The organism is Anaerococcus groningensis (assembly GCF_046365465.1).
Lineage (GTDB): Bacteria > Bacillota > Clostridia > Tissierellales > Peptoniphilaceae > Anaerococcus > Anaerococcus groningensis.
In genome coordinates, this window is record NZ_JBGMEG010000003.1 from 62,030 (window position 1) to 81,307 (window position 19,278).

Here is a 19,278-nt window from a genome sequence, read left to right on the forward strand (position 1 = left end):
TATTTATTTGCGAATTATTTGTTTTTCTTGTATAGATTATAAAATATTATAATCATAACTATATTTATAATAAATACAAATATACTACCTTCCATTTTAAATATACCGCCTGATATAATGGTATTTCCTGTAATTTCAATATTATATAGATGAGGATAGTCTTCTGCTAAAGATACTGTGCCAAATATTATCCCACCCATAACGTTCCATATAAAATGCATAATTATAGGTATCAGCAAAGAATTAGTGTATTCTAAAATAATAGTCATTAGTAAAGACATTGTAAGAACATTTATAACAGCTATTGGACCTGCCTCAAATGCTCCTCCGTGCATAAAAGTAAATAGTAAAGTGCTTACAATTGTCGCAATCATAATACTATATTCTTTTTTTAATAATTGATAAATATATCCACGAACCAGTAATTCCTGCATAATAGTATTTATAAGTGCAGAAACCATCCAAATTCCTAGCATATTTATGTAGTTCTTATCAGTTATTTCAAAATATCCTAGACTATTAAGCAATAAGAATGGTATAAAAAATCATATTAATCCTAGAAATATTCCTGCTAAAGTTTGTTTAGATGGTTTTTCAAAGTGTATTATAGATAATCGATCTTTCTCAAATTTACTAAATATATATGTTAGAAATACTATAGCTAAAAATGGAACTAGTTCCGCTAAAAATCTCCACCAATTATCGGAAATACCATTAGGTATTGGAATTACTACAGCTAAAACCAGCCATAGTATAAAAAATATTAATGTTTTCAAAATAATTTTAATAGATTTTTTCATATCATAATTATACTTTTAAATTAATTAATTAAAATTCTAATTTCTTAATATTTCCAGCATTTATTTCAACCCATGGCAAGTTAAATTGTAAATCTTATCAAAAACTTGGTCTATAAACTCTCTATAGCGAGAACTGCTATAATTGTTCTTAAAGATTAAATCAAATAACCGATGATATAGCTATTTTCACAAATATAACCACCTAGCTTTCGTTCTTTTTTACAATAGACCTGTCTTCCCGTTGTCTTCCTCACCTATTGCCCCACCTTGTCTCCATCATTTAAAACAAAGTCAAAATCTTTTAAAATAAATCTATCATCTTCTCTTAAATTTATAGTTAAATTTTTTATATTAAGCATAATTCCTCCTCAAGGAAGTACACCATATCAAAAATAAAATATAAAAAAAAGGCCTAATCACAAAAGTGAATAGACCTCTCCTAACGTGAACGCAAAAATCTTATTCACAATATGGCATACTAAAACTAGCCTTAATAGGCTAAAAATAGTATCAAAATTTCCATATTGCTTATAAAATCAATGTACATTTACCTCCGTATTTTTTATTCAGTTATAGTATACCATAATTTTCTTAGAATACTTATTTTCTTTGAGTTGATAATTGAATTTGTTCTACCTTTAAATTTTTATCTGAATTATCATCATTTAACTTTTCTAACTCAGAGTTTCTAATATTTACAATAATTTCATCCCCAGCTTTTAAGTCAGAAAAGTCTATCTCACTCACTTTTCCAGTTTTGTAGTTACAATAAATAACAGGTGTATCTTTAGCATCTATTACAGAATGATTGCCAAAAATCCCATCCTCTGGATTATCCTTAACAGTTAAGATTTCTTGTTTTTCATCAATTTCAGTAATTACAGCATTTAGACCAATACTTAAATCATCTTTAGCTTGATTAGCACATGAAGATAAAAATAGTACAAATGATAATAATAAAATGATTTTAAATTGCTTTTTCATAAACCTACTCCTGAATTATTAGTTCTTTATTCAAGTTTTTTCGTTTAAGTTAGCTAAATAAAACTTACGGACTATTTTAATTCAAAATTTATCCATTACATACTAAATATGGCACTATAAGATAACCTACAACATACAGAACATTTGGATAAAGTTAAGGCGATATTGTTAAAATCTTCGATTTTTTCGTTTTAACATTTACTTTTATGCTTCTAATGGTACATTCAATAGCAAATATTTTTCAATTTTATCTTATTATAATCTTCTACAGAAACCTTTTTACTTGGTATAAATAACTCAGACTCCTTCCTATTAATGTTTGCCGAATAATTTAAAGTATAAAGATATTGTTTATATTCGTCGTACATCTCAGAAATTTCTATACAATTATCATAAGTAAGAACCCAATGATATTCGTTTAAGGTATCTATCTGATTTTTAAGACGATTGTGCTCTTCATATTTATAGTAATTTTTATAAAGATTTTTTCCTTGATTATAATATGGTGGATCAAAAAATATAAATACCTTATCGGGAGAGTAATTTAATATTACATCATTTATGAAAGTATTAGCCTCTAAGTTATATAATTTAATCTTGCTTTTATTTGATTCAATCTTTAGAATCTTCTTAATTAAATCAGACTTATTGAATCTGCAATCTATTAAGTACTTTCCATTTTGTGAAACTCCCCCAATAGGTCCACCAGATATAATTCCCGAAACATTTGTTCTATTCAGATAAAAAGTTGCAAAAGCTAGATTATAATTATAATTTTTTGAATCACGTAAACTTTCGTATATTTGCTTCTGTTCACGCCACTCATCGATAGTTATCTGGGTCTTTAAAATATCTTTTATAAATCTATCGGTATCGTATAAAATAGCATACCATACAGAATAAATAGCTACATCCAAATCATTTATAATAATTTCCTTTACATTACTTTTAAATAATAATTTAAGGCCAGCACCACATCCTCCAGCAAAAGGTTCAGCATACGACATATCATTTAAGTTATTTATATTTAAGAGATTAGAAACAAAATCAGCCATCTGTGTTTTCCCACCAGGATATCTTAAAGGTGAATAAGTTATTGGCATTGTTATCTCCTTTACGTTATAGCTGCTTTCATCCTTGTATCTATTATATTAAATACTTGAAGCGTTTTTTCTTTAAAATTTTCGAGTTCTACAATATTAACACTATAAAAATAATTAAATACTTGTGTATCCTCAATGAAAGCCTTAATATACCTCTTAGTTTGATCATCGAACACTTTCTTTATATTTTCATTACTTATATATCCGTCTTCGTCACTTTTTACTTTATCCAGTATATCTATTATTCTTTTTGAAGTGTAATCACTATTTAAATTAAATTCATCTAATTTAGTCCAAAATTTTCTATCATCTTTTATACTATTTAATATATAATAGTAGTATGATTCAGGTGCTAAGAATGTAGGTAGCGATAGCACATTATCCGCTAGATCTTTTGAATTTAAGCCTTGTACATCTTTATTAATGTAATTCATAAGTAAATTCTTATTCCCTTTCCCTTTTGCATCACCATCAACTAATATAACCACTCTCTCAAAGTAATCATCAAATTTTCTTAGTCCTTCTAATTGGGTGTGTCCAAGAGATAGGTTAAATATCTCATAATATGGTAATTTAAAACTATCACTTTTATTCATTACTTTTATTAGCTGTTCAAATATAAATTTTGTTTCCTTATCCTCACAATATACTTTTATCTTAGGTACATAAAATGAATTCATTTCGTATAAATCAGCTTTTATATCATTAATTGATACTATATTCTTTTTCAACCTAGGAATATTTGGATCTAGTATATAGTTTAATTTGTATGCTTGTGGATCTTTATTTTGTTTCTTAATAATTTTTTCGAGAATTGTCATCGAGTGAGTTGTTAAGAATATCTGGAGATTTAACTCATCTGATAATTCATCTAGTAAATTAAACAACTCATTTTGAGCACTAGGATGTAGTGAAGCATCCACCTCATCTATAAAAAGTATTCCACCATTATATTCTCTAGATGATTTTTTCTTTAAGTAATAGAAATCAGTCAAAGCAGAAATAATTGACCCCAAATTATCTTCACCAATTGATTGAGTTCTTGCACTTGAGTTCTTTAGTTCGACAAATAATCTACCATTTCTATTTACATCTTTTTTTATTTTGCTCTGTACTGAATACGATTCACTTATGGATCCAGACAATACTCTATTGTAATAAGATATGTATTGGTCAATAATTTTGTCGGTAACAAGCTTATTAAAATTAGTTATATTTGACTCCTCGATATCAGTTTCTCCCATAGGGAATAACCTAGATAAAGAAATAAAAATCGCTGGGACTGGTATTCTACTAGAATCTCCAATATCATATTTCGACTTAATATTCTTAGTGACTTCGCGTACTGTCTTTTCTGGGGTATAAAAATTAGTTGACCTAGGGAGTACTCTTATTCCTCTACCAATACTAGAGTCATTTTTTAAACCAATACGTTTCTGAATAAATCCACCTTCATCTGTTTCCACTTTTATGTATGCCTTATATTTAGTATCTTCGGCTTGGTCTTGGTTTAGAAATTCATCTTCAGTAATTATAAAATATTCATCAAATTGAGGTACAAAGTTACCTTTTGCTATTCTAGTTCCAGATGTTCCAAACATCATGGCAATTAAAGACATTATATTGGATTTCCCCACCCCGTTTATACCCGAGAAAACTGTTATCTTATTACCCAAGTCCAATTCTAAATCTGAAATCATTCTGAACTTATCTATGTAAATTTGCTTAGCCAAAAACCTCATATTATTATCCTTTCATAGATTTAAAATCAGTTGAAAACCATATTATAAAAATATAGCGTCACCCCTACTAATACGAGTTCTTGAACTCATTTTAACAAGTAAAGACAACGCTGTTATAAGTGTAGTTCTGCCTGATAGCTAGTTTTTTGTATCTTTATAATAAACTTCAAACTCTTTTTCAAAATCATTTAGTAATTCAACTAATTTTTATTGATTTCAATATAATCAAGTTTAGTTTGGGGATGCAGGTTGTTTAAACCTTTTAATGATAGTTTACTACTATTATCACTGCCATACCATAAATCTCTTAACGGTTGTACTTCTGGATCATGTAAAGTTAGACCCGTCCCTCTAACAACTAGCAGTCAATTAGGCTGTCTGTAGTTAGTTATAATGTGATTTTTTAACATGTTAAATTCTGTGATGTATTCCATTTTTAAACCTCCTATGTTGATAGGATTTTGATAGGGAATAAGATTAGTTTATATGGTTTTAAGTGGTTTTATGTTTGTTTAAATCGTTGAAAAATGGCGCTCCCCCACCTAGTCATATTATACTTTTACTCCCACTCAATAGTCCCAGGTGGCTTAGAAGTGATATCATACACTACTCTACCTACTCCAGCGACTTCGTTTATCATTCTGCTTGATAGGGTTTGTAGTAGTTCGTATGGTAGGTTGCTTGCTTCTACTGTCATGGCGTCTGTGGATTCTACTGCGCGGATTGCTATTACGTTTTCGTAGACTCTGGCATCTCCTTTTACTCCTACGGTTTTGATTGGGGTCCATACTGTGAAGTATTGCCAGATGTCTTCATTTAGTCCATGATTTTTTACTTCTTCTCTTAGGATTGCATCTGTTTCTCTAACTACTTCTAGTCTTTCTTCGGTAATTTCACCGATTACTCTTATAGCTAGTCCTGGTCCTGGGAATGGTTGGCGCCATACCATATCGTGTGGTACGCCTATTGCCTCTCCTAATTCTCTTACTTCATCTTTAAATAAATCTCTTAATGGTTCTACTAGGCCTTCAAATAGCATATTTTCTGGCAAACCACCTACGTTGTGGTGAGATTTTATTACACTTGACTTATCTTTTCCTGATTCTATTACGTCTGGATAGATTGTTCCTTGGACTAGGTATTTTGCTTCACCAAATTCCTTGGCTTCGCGTTCAAATACTTCTACAAAGTGGTTACCTATGATTTTTCTTTTTGTTTCTGGATCTTCTACACCCTTTAATTTTTCTAAAAATTCAGCGCTTGCGTCTACTTTTTTGACATTTAGTCCTAGGTTTTTGTAGGTTTGCATTACTTCATCTGCTTCATTTTTACGAAGAAGTCCATGGTCTACAAAAATACATTGAAGGTCATCGCCTATTGCTTTTGAAACTATGGTTGCTGCTACAGAGCTGTCTACTCCGCCTGATAGCCCGCAAATCATTTTTTCGCCAGCATATTTTTCTTTTATATCTGCTATGATTTTTTCTGCAAAATCATCCATTTTCCATGTTTTTTCTGCATGGCAGATATCTAGGATGAAGCTTGCTAGCATCTCTTTACCATAGTCTGAGTGGACTACTTCTGGGTGAAATTGGACTGCATAGATATTTTTTTCTTTATTTTCCATACCTGCTACTGGACAGTTTAAGGTCCAAGCAGTTTTCTTAAATCCATCTGCAAGTTTGCTTACCCTATCTCTGTGGTTCATCCAGATAGTGGATTCTTGTGGTACGTTTTTAAATATCTCGCTTTTATTATCTACTAATAATGGAGTTTTGCCGTACTCTCCATTTTTTGGAGTTTCAATCTCTCCTCCATAATAACTATTAATATATTGTAGGCCGTAACAAATTCCTAGAATTGGTACGCCTAGGTCAAATATTTTGCTATCTGCTTTTAAAGAATTTTCATCATTTACTGATTGAGGTCCACCTGTTAGGATTACTCCTGCTAGTCCTTCTAAATCTAGGCTATCAATATCAACATCGCATGGATGTAGCTCTGCATAAACTCCTAGTTCACGCACACGTCTTACAATAAGTTGATCGGTTTGTCCGCCAAAATTTAGTACAATAATTTTGTTTAAACTCATCATCTGTCCCTTTAATTTTCCTCTCCAAATTTGGATTTGTAGTATTCTACTATCTGTGTAGCTGTTTGTTCTATAGTATTGTTTGTAACATCTATGACTTTGCAATCGAGGTCTTTATAGACTTCTTTGGCATATTCTAATTCTGCTTGTATGCGATTTTCTCTAGAGTATACAGATTCGCCTATAAGTCCTAGTTCCTTTGAACGATCTTCCCTAATATTTACTAATTTTTCTGGATCAATTAATAGTCCTATAAGCCTATCAGAGTCTACCTCAAAAATTTCTTTGGGTAATCTTGATTCAGGCACTAGGGGTAAGTTGCTTACCTTATAGTTTTTGGTAGCTAAAATCATGGTTGTTGGAGTTTTACTAGTTCTACTTACTCCAAGCAAAACTATATCTGATTTTAAAAATCCCCTAGGGTCTTTGCCATCATCATATTGGATGGCAAATTCTATAGCCTCTATCATAGAAAAATAGTCTTTGGATAGAGCACGGGTAAGGCCAACTTCTCTAATTGCTTTTTGGCCAGTTACTTTTTCAAAAGTTTCTATGCCCTTTTCTAATATTGGTAGAACTTCTATATTTCTTTCTTCTGCTTTATTACAAATATAATCGGCCAAGTCCTTATCAGCCATAGTTGGAACTATTATAGAATATTCTGTTATACCAGTAAAAATTTTATCGATTTCTTCTATTGTTGTTACATCCGGTCTTCTTATTATCTTTGTTTCTAAGTCTGGAAACTGGGTTGTAACTGATTTTAAATAAGTCTGGGCGGTTTCTCCAGTGGAGTCGCTGACTATGACAATAGTTAATGGATTATCCATAATTGTCCCTTATTTAACTATTTGACTTACATCAAAGACTTTTTTAATTCTTTGAGCAAGCTCATTTAGCATTGCTAGCCTATTATTTTTAACTGCCTGATCTTCTACATTTATCATTGTATTGTCTAAATATTCGTTACCCACGCTGGCAGTATCGGCTACATTTTTTAACTCTTGTTTATAGTCTTCACTAGATTGGAAAGCCCTATCTTCTATACTTGCTATTTGGTTATAGAAGCTTGTTTCAAGGTCATTTTCAAATAAATCACTATTAATCTCTCCAAGGCTTTCTTCTTTTGCAAGATTATTTATCCTATTAAAATAGCTTAAGCAATCTTCATCTTCTTTTAAGAACTCACTTACTGCTGCTACTCTTTGGTGAATTCTAAATATATTTGCACTCTCGCTATTTATTACAGAGTTTACAATATCATATCTAAAGCCTTCGTCAATTAGCATATTCTTTAATCTATCTTTGATAAATTCTATAGTTTTTGCCATAGTTTGGTCATAGTCAAAAGGCAAGCCATTTTCTTCTGTATAGACTATTAGTGAGTCATTTATTAGATTTCTTAAGTCTACATCGATATTATTTTCTAAAATAATATTAATAAGTCCTAGGGCTTGACGACGTAAACCAAATGGGTCTTGGCTACCTGTTACGTATTTTTCAATAGCATATAAACCAACTATGGAGTCTATTTTATCAGCAATGGATAAAACTATACCTGTAATAGTTTTTGGAAGAGCGCCTCCTGCTGAAGTTGGCATGTATTGTTCTTCTATAGCATTTGCTACTCTTTCATTTTCACCAGAATTTAGGGCATAAATTTTACCCATAGTTCCTTGTAGCTCTGTAAACTCAATTACCATTTTTGTAACTAAGTCTGCTTTTGAAAGATAAGCTGCACGTGTTAAATCTTCCTTGATATCTTTGCCAAGGTTTAATTCTTGTTGGTATTTTTCGCTTAAATCTACAAGTCTTTGAGTTTTTTGATACATGGATCCCAGACCTTCAAAGAATGTTAGAGTTTTTAAGTCTTCTACATACTCATCTAAGTCTTTTGCAGTATCTATATCATAGAAGAATTTTGCGTCTTCTAGTCTTGCTACTAAAACTTTTTTGTTACCTAAAACTACATTTTCGCCATGGTTGCTATCACCATTGCGCACTAAAAGGAAATATGGCAATAAATTTCCATTTTCATCTAGAACTGGGAAATATCTTTGGTGGTCTTTCATAGGAGTGATGATAACTTCTTTTGGAAGCTCCAAATATTTTGTATCGATATCTCCTGCTAAAACTGTAGGATATTCCACGATGTTTATTACTTCATCAAGTAAGTCTTCATCGTGCATGTACTCCCCGCCTTTTTCCATGTTTATTTTATTTAGTCCACGGATAATGATATCTCGGCGGTCTTTGTATGGTAGGATTACATAATTTTCTTTTAATAGGTTTTCGTAATCATCAATTGAATTTATTACTATTTTATCTTCACCTAAGGTTCTATGACCGCGAGTTACATTTGAAACTGTGATTCCTTCTGCATCAAATTCTAAGATTTCATCATCTAGAATAGAAACAAAGTATCTAATAGGTCTTGCCCAACGGATAGATTTGCCACCCCAGCGCATAGATCTTTTAAAGTTTATTGATTTTACTAAATCATATACATTTTCTTTTAAAACTTCTGCAACTGATTTGCTTTCTTCTTTTTTTTCTACAAAGACATAATCAGATCCATTAAAATCTTTGATGACTACATCAGATAACTCTGCACCTTGGCCTCTTAAAAATCCTAATAATGGTTTGTTTGGATTGCCATCCTCATCATAGGCAATGGCAGCACTAGGTCCTTTTACAGAAATTAGAGAATCAGACTGGCTAGCATTTACATTTTCTAAAAATATCGCAAATCTTCTAGGTGTTGATTCTACTCTGATTTCATCTACTGTTAGTTTGTTTTCATCGATTAATTTTTGAAATTTTTCTTTTAATTGTCTTTTAGTTGATTCAATATAGTCTGAAGGTATCTCTTCTACACCGATTTCTAATAAGTATCTACTCATCATTATCCTTTCTTAGAAGAGGAAATCCTTGCTCTTCTCTTTTTGCAATATATTTTTCAGCTACTTTTGAACTTACATCACGTACTCTTTTGATGTAATGGCTACGTTCTGAAACAGAAATAGCTCCCTTGGCATCAAGTGTGTTAAAGGTGTGGCTTGTTTTTAGTACATTGTCATAGGCTGGATAAACTAAGTCAAGCTCGATTAGTCTATTGGCTTCTTTTTCGTAAATATCAAATAAATTCATCAAAACTTCATTATCAGCATCTTCAAAAGAATATTTGGAATTTTCGTACTCTGCAAGTTTAAATACATCACCGTAGGTTAGATTTTCTGACCATTTGATATCATAAACATTGTCTACATCTTGGAGATACATAAAAATTCTTTCAAGACCAATAGTAATTTCTCCACTTTCAATCTCACAGTTGATACCACCTACTTGTTGGAAATAAGTAAATTGGGTAATTTCCATCCCATCTAACCATACTTCCCAACCAAGTCCCCAAGCTCCAAGGGTTGGTGATTCCCAGTTATCTTCTACAAAACGAATATCATGCTCTTTTGGGTCAATGCCAATTCTTTCTAGACATTTTAAATAGATATCTTGGATATTATCTGGGCTTGGTTTTAGTAAAACTTGTAGTTGGTGGTGTTGGTAAAGTCTATTTGGATTTTCTCCATAACGACCATCTGCTGGACGTCTTGATGGTTCAACATACACCACTGACCATGGCTCTGGTCCTAAAGCTCTTAAAAAAGTGTGTGGATTCATAGTTCCTGCACCTTTTTCTGTATCATAAGAAAACATTACAGAACATCCCTGCTCTCTCCAGTAGTTTTCTAAAGTTAGTATTAAATCTTCAAAATACATACTAATTCCTTTCCTTAGCGTTTTTATAAACCCACTCTATGGATGAAAATCTCTTTATCTCTAGCCTTTCTAGGGTGTAGTCTATAATTAATCTTGTAATTTTATTATAATTTTCTGGTGGTCTTAGATTTTCTAAATCTTCTGATTTGGTATATAAAAGGGCCTTAAAGTAAGCAAATTCTTCTTTTGTCAAAAATATCCTATCACGTACCAAGTTTTTGTCCTCATCACAAAGCAAGGAAGCCTGGCTATTTGAGAAGAAAACTTCATTACTCTTTACTTTTTTACCGCAAATACCGCAAGTGCTCAAATTTGGTTTAAAACCTGAAAATGAAATATATTTTAATAAAAATGCCAAAAAAATGTTTATTTGATTGCTACTTGCAGTTTCAAAGGCTTCAAAAGTATTGTCTACTAATTTGTAGACTGTTTCTATTTGAATTTGGTCAAGAGTTCTTAGAAGCAAATCCGCGATAGCTGACTTATAAAGAATAACATCAAAATTTTTATTTGACTTGCTATATGATTTTATAAGGCTTGCTTCTTTTATCCCATAGAATTCCTTACCAGACTTATAAAGGCTGTAAGAAGCTTTTACAAATCTTTGGGTAACTCCCATGGTTTTGCTTTTCTTCCCTAGAGCCCCCTTGGCTATTATCGAAATTCTGCCTAAATCTTTGCTAAAAACTTCTATAATTTTACTAGTTTCTTTGTAGGCAAATTCCCTTAGGACAAAGCCTGTTATATCAGAAAGATCATTTGTAGCCAAACCTATCCACCAATTTTTCTTTTTTGCGCCAGTCTTTTTCGACTTTGACCCAAAGTTTTAAGTTGACCTTACTATCCAGAAATGTTTCGATTTCTTTGCGGGCTTCGATACCAATTTGTTTGACCATAGACCCGCCCTTACCGATTACAATTTCCTTGTGAGAATTTTTCTCAACTATGATAGTAGCATCGATATCGATTAGATTTTTATTTTCTCTTTGCTTAAAGTTATCTATACGAACTGCAATCCCGTGTGGCACTTCTTGGCTAAGATTATTTAAGGCCTTTTCACGGATGATTTCAGAAACGATAAATCTTTCTGACTTATCGGTGATCATATCCCTATCATAATAAGCTGGGCCTTCATCTAGCATTTCTTTTATGGTCTTTAGGTACTTATCTATGTTCTTATCTTCTAGAGCTGAGATGCCTATGATATGCTCAAACATATCCATGGACTCGTATTTTTCTCTGATTTGGTCAAATTCGCCTTCACTTAGTAAATCTGTTTTGTTGATTAATAAAATTTTTGGAACGTGGATGCCCTTTAGCATTTCAATAATTTCGTTATCTAACCTGCCTATTTCTAGAGAATTGTCCACTATAAAGGTTACTATGTCAGATTCTTTTAACGACTCTTCACTAAACTCGAAAAGTTTTTCTTGCAGCTTATTTTGAGGAGTTTGGATACCCGGTGTGTCGATAAATATAATCTGGCTATCTTCGTCGTTATATATTATTTGTATCTTGTCTCTAGTTGTTTGAGGCTTGTTGGAAATGATAGAAATCTTCTCTCTTAAAATCTTCTCCATCAAAGTAGATTTACCAACATTGGCCCTACCAACAACTGATATAAATCCTGATTTCATTAATTTTCTAAATCCTTACTTGAAAAACTGTGAGGCAAAAGATCATCAATGGTAAATATCTTGTAGTCATTTACGCTATTTGCTATCACAATTTTAGTTTCATCATCAGCAAATTCTTTTATAAACTGCCTACATACTCCACAAGGGAATGTATCCTGGCTATCTCCTGTTATTACAATATAGACAAAGTCCTTTTCTCCCTCGCTAATTGCAGTACTCATAGCTGATCTTTCTGCACATAGGCAAGGAGAATAGGCTGCATTTTCTATATTTACTCCCTTATAAATAGCTCCTGTTTTAGTTTTTACAGCACAGGATACCTTAAAGTTTGAATAAGGTGAGTAAGAGTTTTTCTTATTTTCTATTGCTATTTCAATTAAATTTTCTATTTCTTTCATGAAAATATCCCAAATATGGCCATAGCCATGGATGTACCAAGGATGGCTCCTCTAATTATTTCTGGTATGGAGTGGATGTCTGCCTCATACCTACTTTCTGCTATTATTAAAGCTAACAGTAAAAATAATAATTTTACCAAAACCTCTTGGCTTTGCATAATACCTATAGTTGCCAAACAAAATGCCAGTGAAGTGTGGCCACTTACAAATCCACCTTTAAAGGCTGTTCCGTGACCTTGATAAAATACACCCTTTAAAAATATTGTAACTACAATTACCAATGAAAGGGTGATGACTGCAAGGTGAGATGGTTGCTTAGTTATTCTTACAAAAACCGAATTATAAAAATCGATAAATTTATCAAAAAATATCAAATATGCTACAAAAAGCGCATTAAGGGCTGATATAAAAACTGCAGCTGCAGCCAAATCCTTACTTGCTTTTGCAAAAGGAGAATACTTACCCCCACTTGCTAAGTTTACTGCTTGCTCTAAGGATGTGTTTAAAAGTTCAAAGCCCAGTACAAAACAAACTGCAAATACTAGGCTAATCATCTCAACTCTTGATAGATTAAAAAATAGAGAGGCTATTAAAAGAATGGCTAGAGCAAGTAAATGAAATTTCATATTTTTTTCATGGTTTATCGCCCAAACTAGGCCCTCATAGGCGTAGTCAAAGCCTTTTAGAAATTTTTGCCCATGAGATAACTCTTCTTTTTCAAAGTTTCTGTCATTTAATTTCTGCTGGGCAGCTTCCTTACGCTCTTCTTCTCTTTTCCACTCTTCTAAAACTTCTTTTTTTATCTCTTCTTTTAGGACTTCTCTTTCTGTTTTGTCAGTCATTTTTAAAGACTCCAAGGACTTTCATAACTTCTTTTTCTCTTGCTCGCATTTCCGATTTTTCATCTTCTTCCATGTGGTCATAACCTAGTAAATGAAGCATAGAATGGGCGGTAAGATACATAATTTCACGATCTAGAGAATGACCAAAATCTTTGGCTTGATCTCTTGCTACATCCATGCATATTACAATATCACCAAGCATAGTATCCACACCTTCTATAGAAAAGTCCTCATCCATAGGAAAAGATAGGACATCAGTTGACCTATCTACATTCCTAAATTCTTTATTAAGCTTATGAATCTCATCCTTATCTACAAAAGTAATGGAAACTTCGTAATCTAAAGGCAGTCCTTCTGTTTCTAGGACTGTTTTTACAACACTTTCTAACTTTTCATCCATATCAATCTTTTGGTCTGTTTGATTTGCTATTATGAGATTCATATAATTTCCTTAGTTTTCTTTAGTTTCTGCTTCTTTTAATTTTCTTTCTTCTTCTCTTTTGGCATCTTCCTTGTCATAAGCATCTATAATTCTTTGAACAAGTGGGTGTCTTACCACATCTATTGATGAGAAGTTTTGAAATTCTATGCCGTTTACATTTTTTAAAATACGTTCAGCAGTTCTTAGTCCACTGTTTTTACCTCGTGGTAGGTCTACTTGGGTTTTATCCCCCGTAATAATGGCCTTTGATCCATAACCTAAACGGGTTAGGAACATTTTCATCTGCTCACTAGTTGTATTTTGTGCTTCATCTAGGATTACAAAAGCATTGTCTAAAGTACGACCTCTCATGTAAGCTAAAGGAGCTACTTCAATCATGCCTTTTTCTACTAATCCTTGGTAGGTTTCAAAACCTAATATTTCAAAAAGTCCGTCATAAAGTGGACGTAAATATGGATCTACCTTATCTTGTAAGTCTCCTGGTAAAAATCCTAGGCTCTCACCTGCTTCAACTGCTGGACGAGTTAGGATTATCCTATTTACCTCACCTTGTTTAAAGGCTCTAACTGCCATAGCAACTGCCAGATAAGTTTTACCAGTACCTGCTGGACCAATACCAAAAACCACATCATTATTTTTTATTTTTTCGATGTAGGCTTGTTGGCCTAGGGTTTTTGGTTTGATTGGTTTACCAGTTGCAGTTGTGATAACGGCATCATCTAGGGCTTGTTTTATTACATCTTTATTTTCACGCTCTAGCATATCTGCATAATATTTTATCTTTTGAAACTCAAGGTTGCCGTTTTTATCAACTTCATTTAAAAGCTCTATTAAAAGTTCTTTGGTAAACTCGGTATTGATACCTTCACCACTTACTTCTAGACTTTCTTCCTTAAGTTTAATTTTTGTATTAAAACGTTCTTCTATATATTTTCTGTTCTTGTCAAAATTTCCAAACAAAACTCTTACATTATTTGGATTTTCAATTTGTATAATTCTATTAATATCAATCCCTCCGATTGTTTTTTGTTTATTTATTATACCTTTTTTAGAATTTTTTTCTTTTAGCCAAAGGAGGGGCTTGGATTTCTGACATAATAATAGCTTTTCTAAAGCTTTCTTTATTTTTTAGTGTAGATTTATAAGAGGCAACTTTGGCATGTTTTTCTTCATCTCTTTCATTTTTTCTCTTATAATGAGCATCTCTTTTGTATTCTTTTTTAATTCTAGACTCTCTAAGCTCTCTTCTCTTTTTTTCTTCAAGCCTTCTCCTAAGGTCAGGGTTTATAGGGTCACCTTCCCTGCCCATGGCAGGATTTCCCTTAATACTTCCTCTTGAATTTACCTTGCCCTCATGGGATCTTTTATCCATTTGGCTTTGCTTTTTATTTTCTGGTCTAGGAAATTTTTCATCTACATCTTTGTTGTCAGAAATTTTTCTAAATACTGTTGGCTTTTTTTTACTCTCATAGGTAGTTTTTTTATTTTCTTCCTGTTTTCCATCTTCCATTTCCTCTAACTTTTTAAGAGTATCATTAGCCCAGTCTTCAAATGACTTGTATTTTGATTCTTGGTTATTTTTCTTATTTCTAAACATCATAATCACCCGCATCTACATCTGATAGGCTTTCGCGCATTTTTGTATCTGCGTTGATATTTTTCATATTGTAATAGTCCATGATTCCTAGGTTGCCACTTTCAAAGGCATCTGCAATGGCTTCTGGGATTCTTGCTTCTGCTTCTACTACTTTTGCCTTGTTTTCTTGTTCTAGGGCAATCGCTTGAGCACGGCGTTCTTCAGCTTTTGCTTGGGCAATATTTTTATCAGCTTCTGCTTGATCACGTTGTAGCTCTGCTCCTACATTTCTACCAACATCCACATCTGCAATATCAATTGATAAAATTTCATAAGCAGTTCCAGAGTCTAATCCTTTTAGTAAAACTGTTTGAGAAATATTGTCTGGATTTTCTAAAACTTGAGCGTGGGATGCTGCTGAACCTACTGTAGTTACAATACCTTCACCAACACGGGCTATGATTGTTTCTTCTCCTGCCCCTCCAACTAATCTATCTATGTTTGCTCTTACTGTTACTTTTGCAATTACTTTTACTTCGATACCATTTTTTGCAACTGCAGCTATTACTGGTGTATTAATTACTTTTGGTGTTACTGAAACTTGGACAGCTTCAAAAACGTTACGACCAGCTAGGTCAATTGCCGCTGCTTGTTCAAAAGGCAGGTCAATATTTGCTCTTTCTGCTGCAATTAGGGCATCAACTACTTGGTTGATATTTCCTCCAGCTAGGTAGTGACTTTCTAAGTCTTCTGTTCTAATTGGAATACCTGCTTGATGAGACTTTATTAGTGCATTTACAATTACATTTGGATTTAGTCTTCTAAAACGCATGGCAACTAATGATGCCATTGAAATATTTACTCCAGAAAACCTTGCTGTTATCCAAAGTCCTATTGGTACCATAGTGAAAAATACTATAAGTACAATTATAATTATTGCTGGTGCTAAGAATTCCATATTTTCTCCTTTACTATTATGTGGCCATCTTTTATGGCAACTACTTCTACTTCTTTGTCTTTACCTATAAAGTCACTTTCTGATTTTGCATCATAGCCAATACCGTCTACTTCAATTCTACCTGTTGGTCTTAAAATAGATTTAGTAAAACCACTTTTACCAAGTAGATTGCTGTGATCACTTTTGCTATTGTAGCCTCTAGTTGCTGAATTGGTATTTTTTAATATAAATCTGTCAAAAAGATTTCTATCAAAGCCTAGTTTTACATATATAGTTACTGTAAGAACTATAGCTAAAGCGCTAACAATTAAGATTATAATACCCATTTGACTATCAGCAAAACTATCCATTACCGAATATATCGTAAGAATTATTCCGGCTACACCTATTACCCCAAAGCTTGGAATAAATATTTCTAAGGCTAGGAGGGTAATTCCCATCACAAAGGTTATAATTGTCATATTATCAGCCACATTGTAAATGGAATTTTGGTAGTAAAAAAATCCAAACAGTAGCAGCGATAATATGCCAAAGAAAACCTTTTTATCTGTAAACAATATTGATATTACAGATATAACTGCCAAGACAAAGCTTAAGGCAATTATCAAATCATTTGCAAGCATAATTTCCGCCTTTCTTTTTCTCACCTCAATTATCTAATAAATTATTTAAAAATGCAATATTTTGGACAAAAAAAGACTAGGAAATCCTAGCCTTCTATAAGTTCTTTTAGCTCTCCTACTAGCTTATAATCAACTTCTTTAAGCTGATCAATAGTTCTTACTCCTAGGAGGGCCATAATTATTTTAATTTTTAGATTTATTTCTTTAAGGAAACTTTCACAGGCATCATAGCCTCCATGTAATAGGTAATTTAAGACTTCCCCAGACATAGCTGCCATATCAGCTCCAATTATAATTGATTTTACAACATCCATGGCAGTTTTGATCCCACCAGAAGCTATAATAAATGTATCATGTGATACACTTCTAACATCAATTATTGATTTTGCCGTTGGTATTCCCCAATCATAGAGGTCTGAGTAATCCACTTCAAAATCTCTTAAATCTTCTATTTCTATAAAGTTTGTCCCACCTTTACCTGCAACGTCGATGTACTTTACACCAGCATCCACTAGTTTTTTGGCAACTGCTTTTGAAATACCCGATCCAGTTTCTTTTACAATAATTGGATAAGGAAATTCTTTTACAAGTCTAGTTATTAAACTTAGAGATGAATGATAAGAATTATCTCCCTCTTTCATTACTAGCTCTTGGGCAAGGTTTAAGTGAACTTGCATGGCATGAGCTTCTATCAAATCTCTTGCAAATACAAAATCATCAAAGTCGCGTTCAAAACCTAAGTTTCCAACCCTAAATAAATCTTCTTTGTATTTTACAAGTTCAAAGGACTCGCGGGATTCTTCATCAGCTATAGCAATGGATTCGCTGCCTACTGCCATAGGTATATTTAAAGTTTCACAAATGGAAGATAAATCTTCATTTATAGAAACAGATGAGCTACCGCCACCTGTCATTGCATCTACCATAAGAGGCATGGCAATTTTTTTGCCCATAAAGTCAATACTTGTATCAATCTCATCAAGGGAAACATCAGATATGGCGTTATGCTCGATATAAACATTATCTAGCAGAGTAGATTCTTTTGATTTACTCCTTAAATAATTTTCTATATGGGCGTCTTTTCTTTCGCGTCGTTGACTATTCATCAGCTTTCTCCTCATCAGCTTCTTCTTTTAATGATTCATCTAGCATGTCTTGGCTGTGGTTCATATCGGGATCTTTAATAGGTTCTGGTTTTGGTTCTTGCTTGTAATTTATATTTTGATTCGGATTTACTTTTTCTTGATTTTGCTCAATTGTTTTTGTTTGAGGTAGAGGGGCTTCTTGTTTTTGCTCTTCTTCCTCTTTTTTCTCATCTTCAATACCTCTGTCGGATGATTCATCCTTTATTTCTTCTATATGGTCGTATTCCATGTAGCCAGAATCTTCTTTTTTCCAATTTTCTAACTTAAAGTTTGGGAAAACCTCATACACTATTTGCCAAGTTTTTTCATAATCAGGAATATAATAGCTTGTTCCATCTATAGTTTGCTCCATACCCGGAACTATGTGTGTATCCATCTTATCTGATGAAAAATTATTTATATTTCCTGCTAAATCCATAATAGCTGTCATTGGTAGGTTAGTTTTTACATATTTGAGGTAGTTGGTAATAAAAGTCATCAAATTCATATTTTTTGATTTTTTAACCATTTCATCTACCATAGCCTTTACGAAACCTTGTTGGGTATTTACCCTACCTATATCACCGTTATTATAAATATTTCTTGTTCGTAAGTACCACATTACTTCATTTCCATCTAAGTGGTTTGGACCTGGTTTTATTTGAACTTTACCTTTATCAATAGTAATGCCTTCTGGTACATCGTAATCTACTCCTCCTAGGGCATCTACAATATTTATTAGAGCTTGGTAATTTATTTGCACATAATAATCTATATCTAGTCCTAGAAAGCTTCTTAAAGTTTGCATAGTAAGCTCTATGCCGCCAAAGGCATGGGCATGGTTTACCTTATCAAACTTATCACGGATTTTTATACGGCTATCACGCGGAATACTCATCAAATCCATTTTCCCAGTTTTGGTATCCGCCTTTAAAAGCATGATAGTATCTGTACGAGTAAAGTCGGTGTTATCATCATCATCCCCATTTTTGTCTACTCCAACTAAGAGGATAAGATACTCTCCGTCTGCTGTTTTTACTGCATTATCATTATAATTTGGTATGTCTTTGTAGGCTAAGTCTGCTTGATTGGCATTTAATCTATCTAGGATAAATTTTGTTCCAAAAAATCCTACGATTATAACCAATAAACTTATAAAAAATCTTTTTGCTTTCATTAA

The 19,278-nt window shown here is 32.6% G+C and carries 19 protein-coding genes; all 19 read right to left on the minus strand.

The features are described 5' to 3' along the window. Positions 1 to 14 precede the first annotated feature (14 nt). Entirely contained in the window at positions 15 to 476 is a 462-nt protein-coding gene (locus AB9Q04_RS01825; RefSeq protein ID WP_410023917.1) for a CPBP family intramembrane glutamic endopeptidase, read from the minus strand. Positions 477 to 1,400: 924 nt separating this feature from the next. Beyond that, positions 1,401 to 1,784, minus strand: coding sequence for a hypothetical protein (locus AB9Q04_RS01830; RefSeq protein ID WP_410023684.1), 384 nt, complete (start codon positions 1,782 to 1,784; stop codon positions 1,401 to 1,403). 224 nt (positions 1,785 to 2,008) lie between these two features. Continuing rightward, the gene (locus AB9Q04_RS01835) at positions 2,009 to 2,887 is read right to left on the minus strand and encodes a DNA adenine methylase (RefSeq protein WP_410023685.1); all 879 of its coding nucleotides are present in this window, start codon (positions 2,885 to 2,887) and stop codon (positions 2,009 to 2,011) included. Between the two features lie 11 nt (positions 2,888 to 2,898). Next, positions 2,899 to 4,629, minus strand: coding sequence for an ATP-dependent nuclease (locus AB9Q04_RS01840; RefSeq protein ID WP_410023686.1), 1,731 nt, complete (start codon positions 4,627 to 4,629; stop codon positions 2,899 to 2,901). Positions 4,630 to 5,188: 559 nt separating this feature from the next. Then, positions 5,189 to 6,721 carry a glutamine-hydrolyzing GMP synthase gene (gene guaA / locus AB9Q04_RS01845; protein ID WP_410023918.1) on the minus strand — a complete coding sequence of 511 codons (1,533 nt, stop codon included), beginning with the start codon at positions 6,719 to 6,721 and terminating at the stop codon, positions 5,189 to 5,191. Between the two features lie 11 nt (positions 6,722 to 6,732). Continuing rightward, positions 6,733 to 7,551, minus strand: a complete 819-nt coding sequence (locus AB9Q04_RS01850) for a pyruvate, water dikinase regulatory protein (protein WP_410023687.1) — start codon at positions 7,549 to 7,551, stop codon at positions 6,733 to 6,735. Between the two features lie 9 nt (positions 7,552 to 7,560). Continuing rightward, positions 7,561 to 9,627 carry a glycine--tRNA ligase subunit beta gene (gene glyS / locus AB9Q04_RS01855; protein ID WP_410023688.1) on the minus strand — a complete coding sequence of 689 codons (2,067 nt, stop codon included), beginning with the start codon at positions 9,625 to 9,627 and terminating at the stop codon, positions 7,561 to 7,563. Then, positions 9,617 to 10,498 carry a glycine--tRNA ligase subunit alpha gene (gene glyQ / locus AB9Q04_RS01860; protein ID WP_410023689.1) on the minus strand — a complete coding sequence of 294 codons (882 nt, stop codon included), beginning with the start codon at positions 10,496 to 10,498 and terminating at the stop codon, positions 9,617 to 9,619. The genes glyS and glyQ overlap by 11 nt, the downstream gene beginning before the upstream one ends. A gap of 1 nt (position 10,499) precedes the next feature. Beyond that, complete coding sequence (recO, locus tag AB9Q04_RS01865) at positions 10,500 to 11,267, minus strand: DNA repair protein RecO (RefSeq protein ID WP_394010586.1); 768 nt, start codon at positions 11,265 to 11,267, stop codon at positions 10,500 to 10,502. Further along, a complete protein-coding gene (gene era, locus AB9Q04_RS01870) occupies positions 11,254 to 12,135 on the minus strand; it encodes a GTPase Era (RefSeq protein ID WP_410023690.1) in 882 nt (293 codons plus the stop codon). Before era ends, recO begins: the two co-directional genes overlap by 14 nt. Further along, entirely contained in the window at positions 12,135 to 12,533 is a 399-nt protein-coding gene (gene cdd, locus AB9Q04_RS01875; protein ID WP_410023691.1) for a cytidine deaminase, read from the minus strand. The genes era and cdd overlap by 1 nt, the downstream gene beginning before the upstream one ends. After that, complete coding sequence (locus tag AB9Q04_RS01880; RefSeq protein ID WP_410023692.1) at positions 12,530 to 13,375, minus strand: diacylglycerol kinase; 846 nt, start codon at positions 13,373 to 13,375, stop codon at positions 12,530 to 12,532. The genes cdd and AB9Q04_RS01880 overlap by 4 nt, the downstream gene beginning before the upstream one ends. Continuing rightward, positions 13,368 to 13,817, minus strand: a complete 450-nt coding sequence (gene ybeY, locus AB9Q04_RS01885) for an rRNA maturation RNase YbeY (protein WP_410023693.1) — start codon at positions 13,815 to 13,817, stop codon at positions 13,368 to 13,370. The genes AB9Q04_RS01880 and ybeY overlap by 8 nt, the downstream gene beginning before the upstream one ends. A 9-nt stretch (positions 13,818 to 13,826) precedes the next feature. Beyond that, positions 13,827 to 14,777 (minus strand): PhoH family protein, encoded by a 951-nt coding sequence (locus tag AB9Q04_RS01890; protein WP_410023694.1) that lies wholly within the window; start codon positions 14,775 to 14,777, stop codon positions 13,827 to 13,829. Positions 14,778 to 14,865: 88 nt separating this feature from the next. Beyond that, positions 14,866 to 15,417 carry a hypothetical protein gene (locus AB9Q04_RS01895; protein WP_410023695.1) on the minus strand — a complete coding sequence of 184 codons (552 nt, stop codon included), beginning with the start codon at positions 15,415 to 15,417 and terminating at the stop codon, positions 14,866 to 14,868. After that, complete coding sequence (gene floA, locus AB9Q04_RS01900; protein WP_410023696.1) at positions 15,407 to 16,351, minus strand: flotillin-like protein FloA; 945 nt, start codon at positions 16,349 to 16,351, stop codon at positions 15,407 to 15,409. The genes AB9Q04_RS01895 and floA overlap by 11 nt, the downstream gene beginning before the upstream one ends. After that, a complete protein-coding gene (locus tag AB9Q04_RS01905; protein ID WP_410023697.1) occupies positions 16,339 to 16,974 on the minus strand; it encodes an NfeD family protein in 636 nt (211 codons plus the stop codon). Before AB9Q04_RS01905 ends, floA begins: the two co-directional genes overlap by 13 nt. Before the next feature lie 86 nt (positions 16,975 to 17,060). After that, positions 17,061 to 18,080, minus strand: coding sequence for a type 2 isopentenyl-diphosphate Delta-isomerase (gene fni / locus AB9Q04_RS01910; protein WP_410023698.1), 1,020 nt, complete (start codon positions 18,078 to 18,080; stop codon positions 17,061 to 17,063). Beyond that, on the minus strand, positions 18,073 to 19,275 hold the full coding sequence (locus tag AB9Q04_RS01915) for an LCP family protein (protein ID WP_410023699.1): 1,203 nt from the start codon (positions 19,273 to 19,275) through the stop codon (positions 18,073 to 18,075). Before AB9Q04_RS01915 ends, fni begins: the two co-directional genes overlap by 8 nt. Positions 19,276 to 19,278 lie beyond the last annotated feature (3 nt).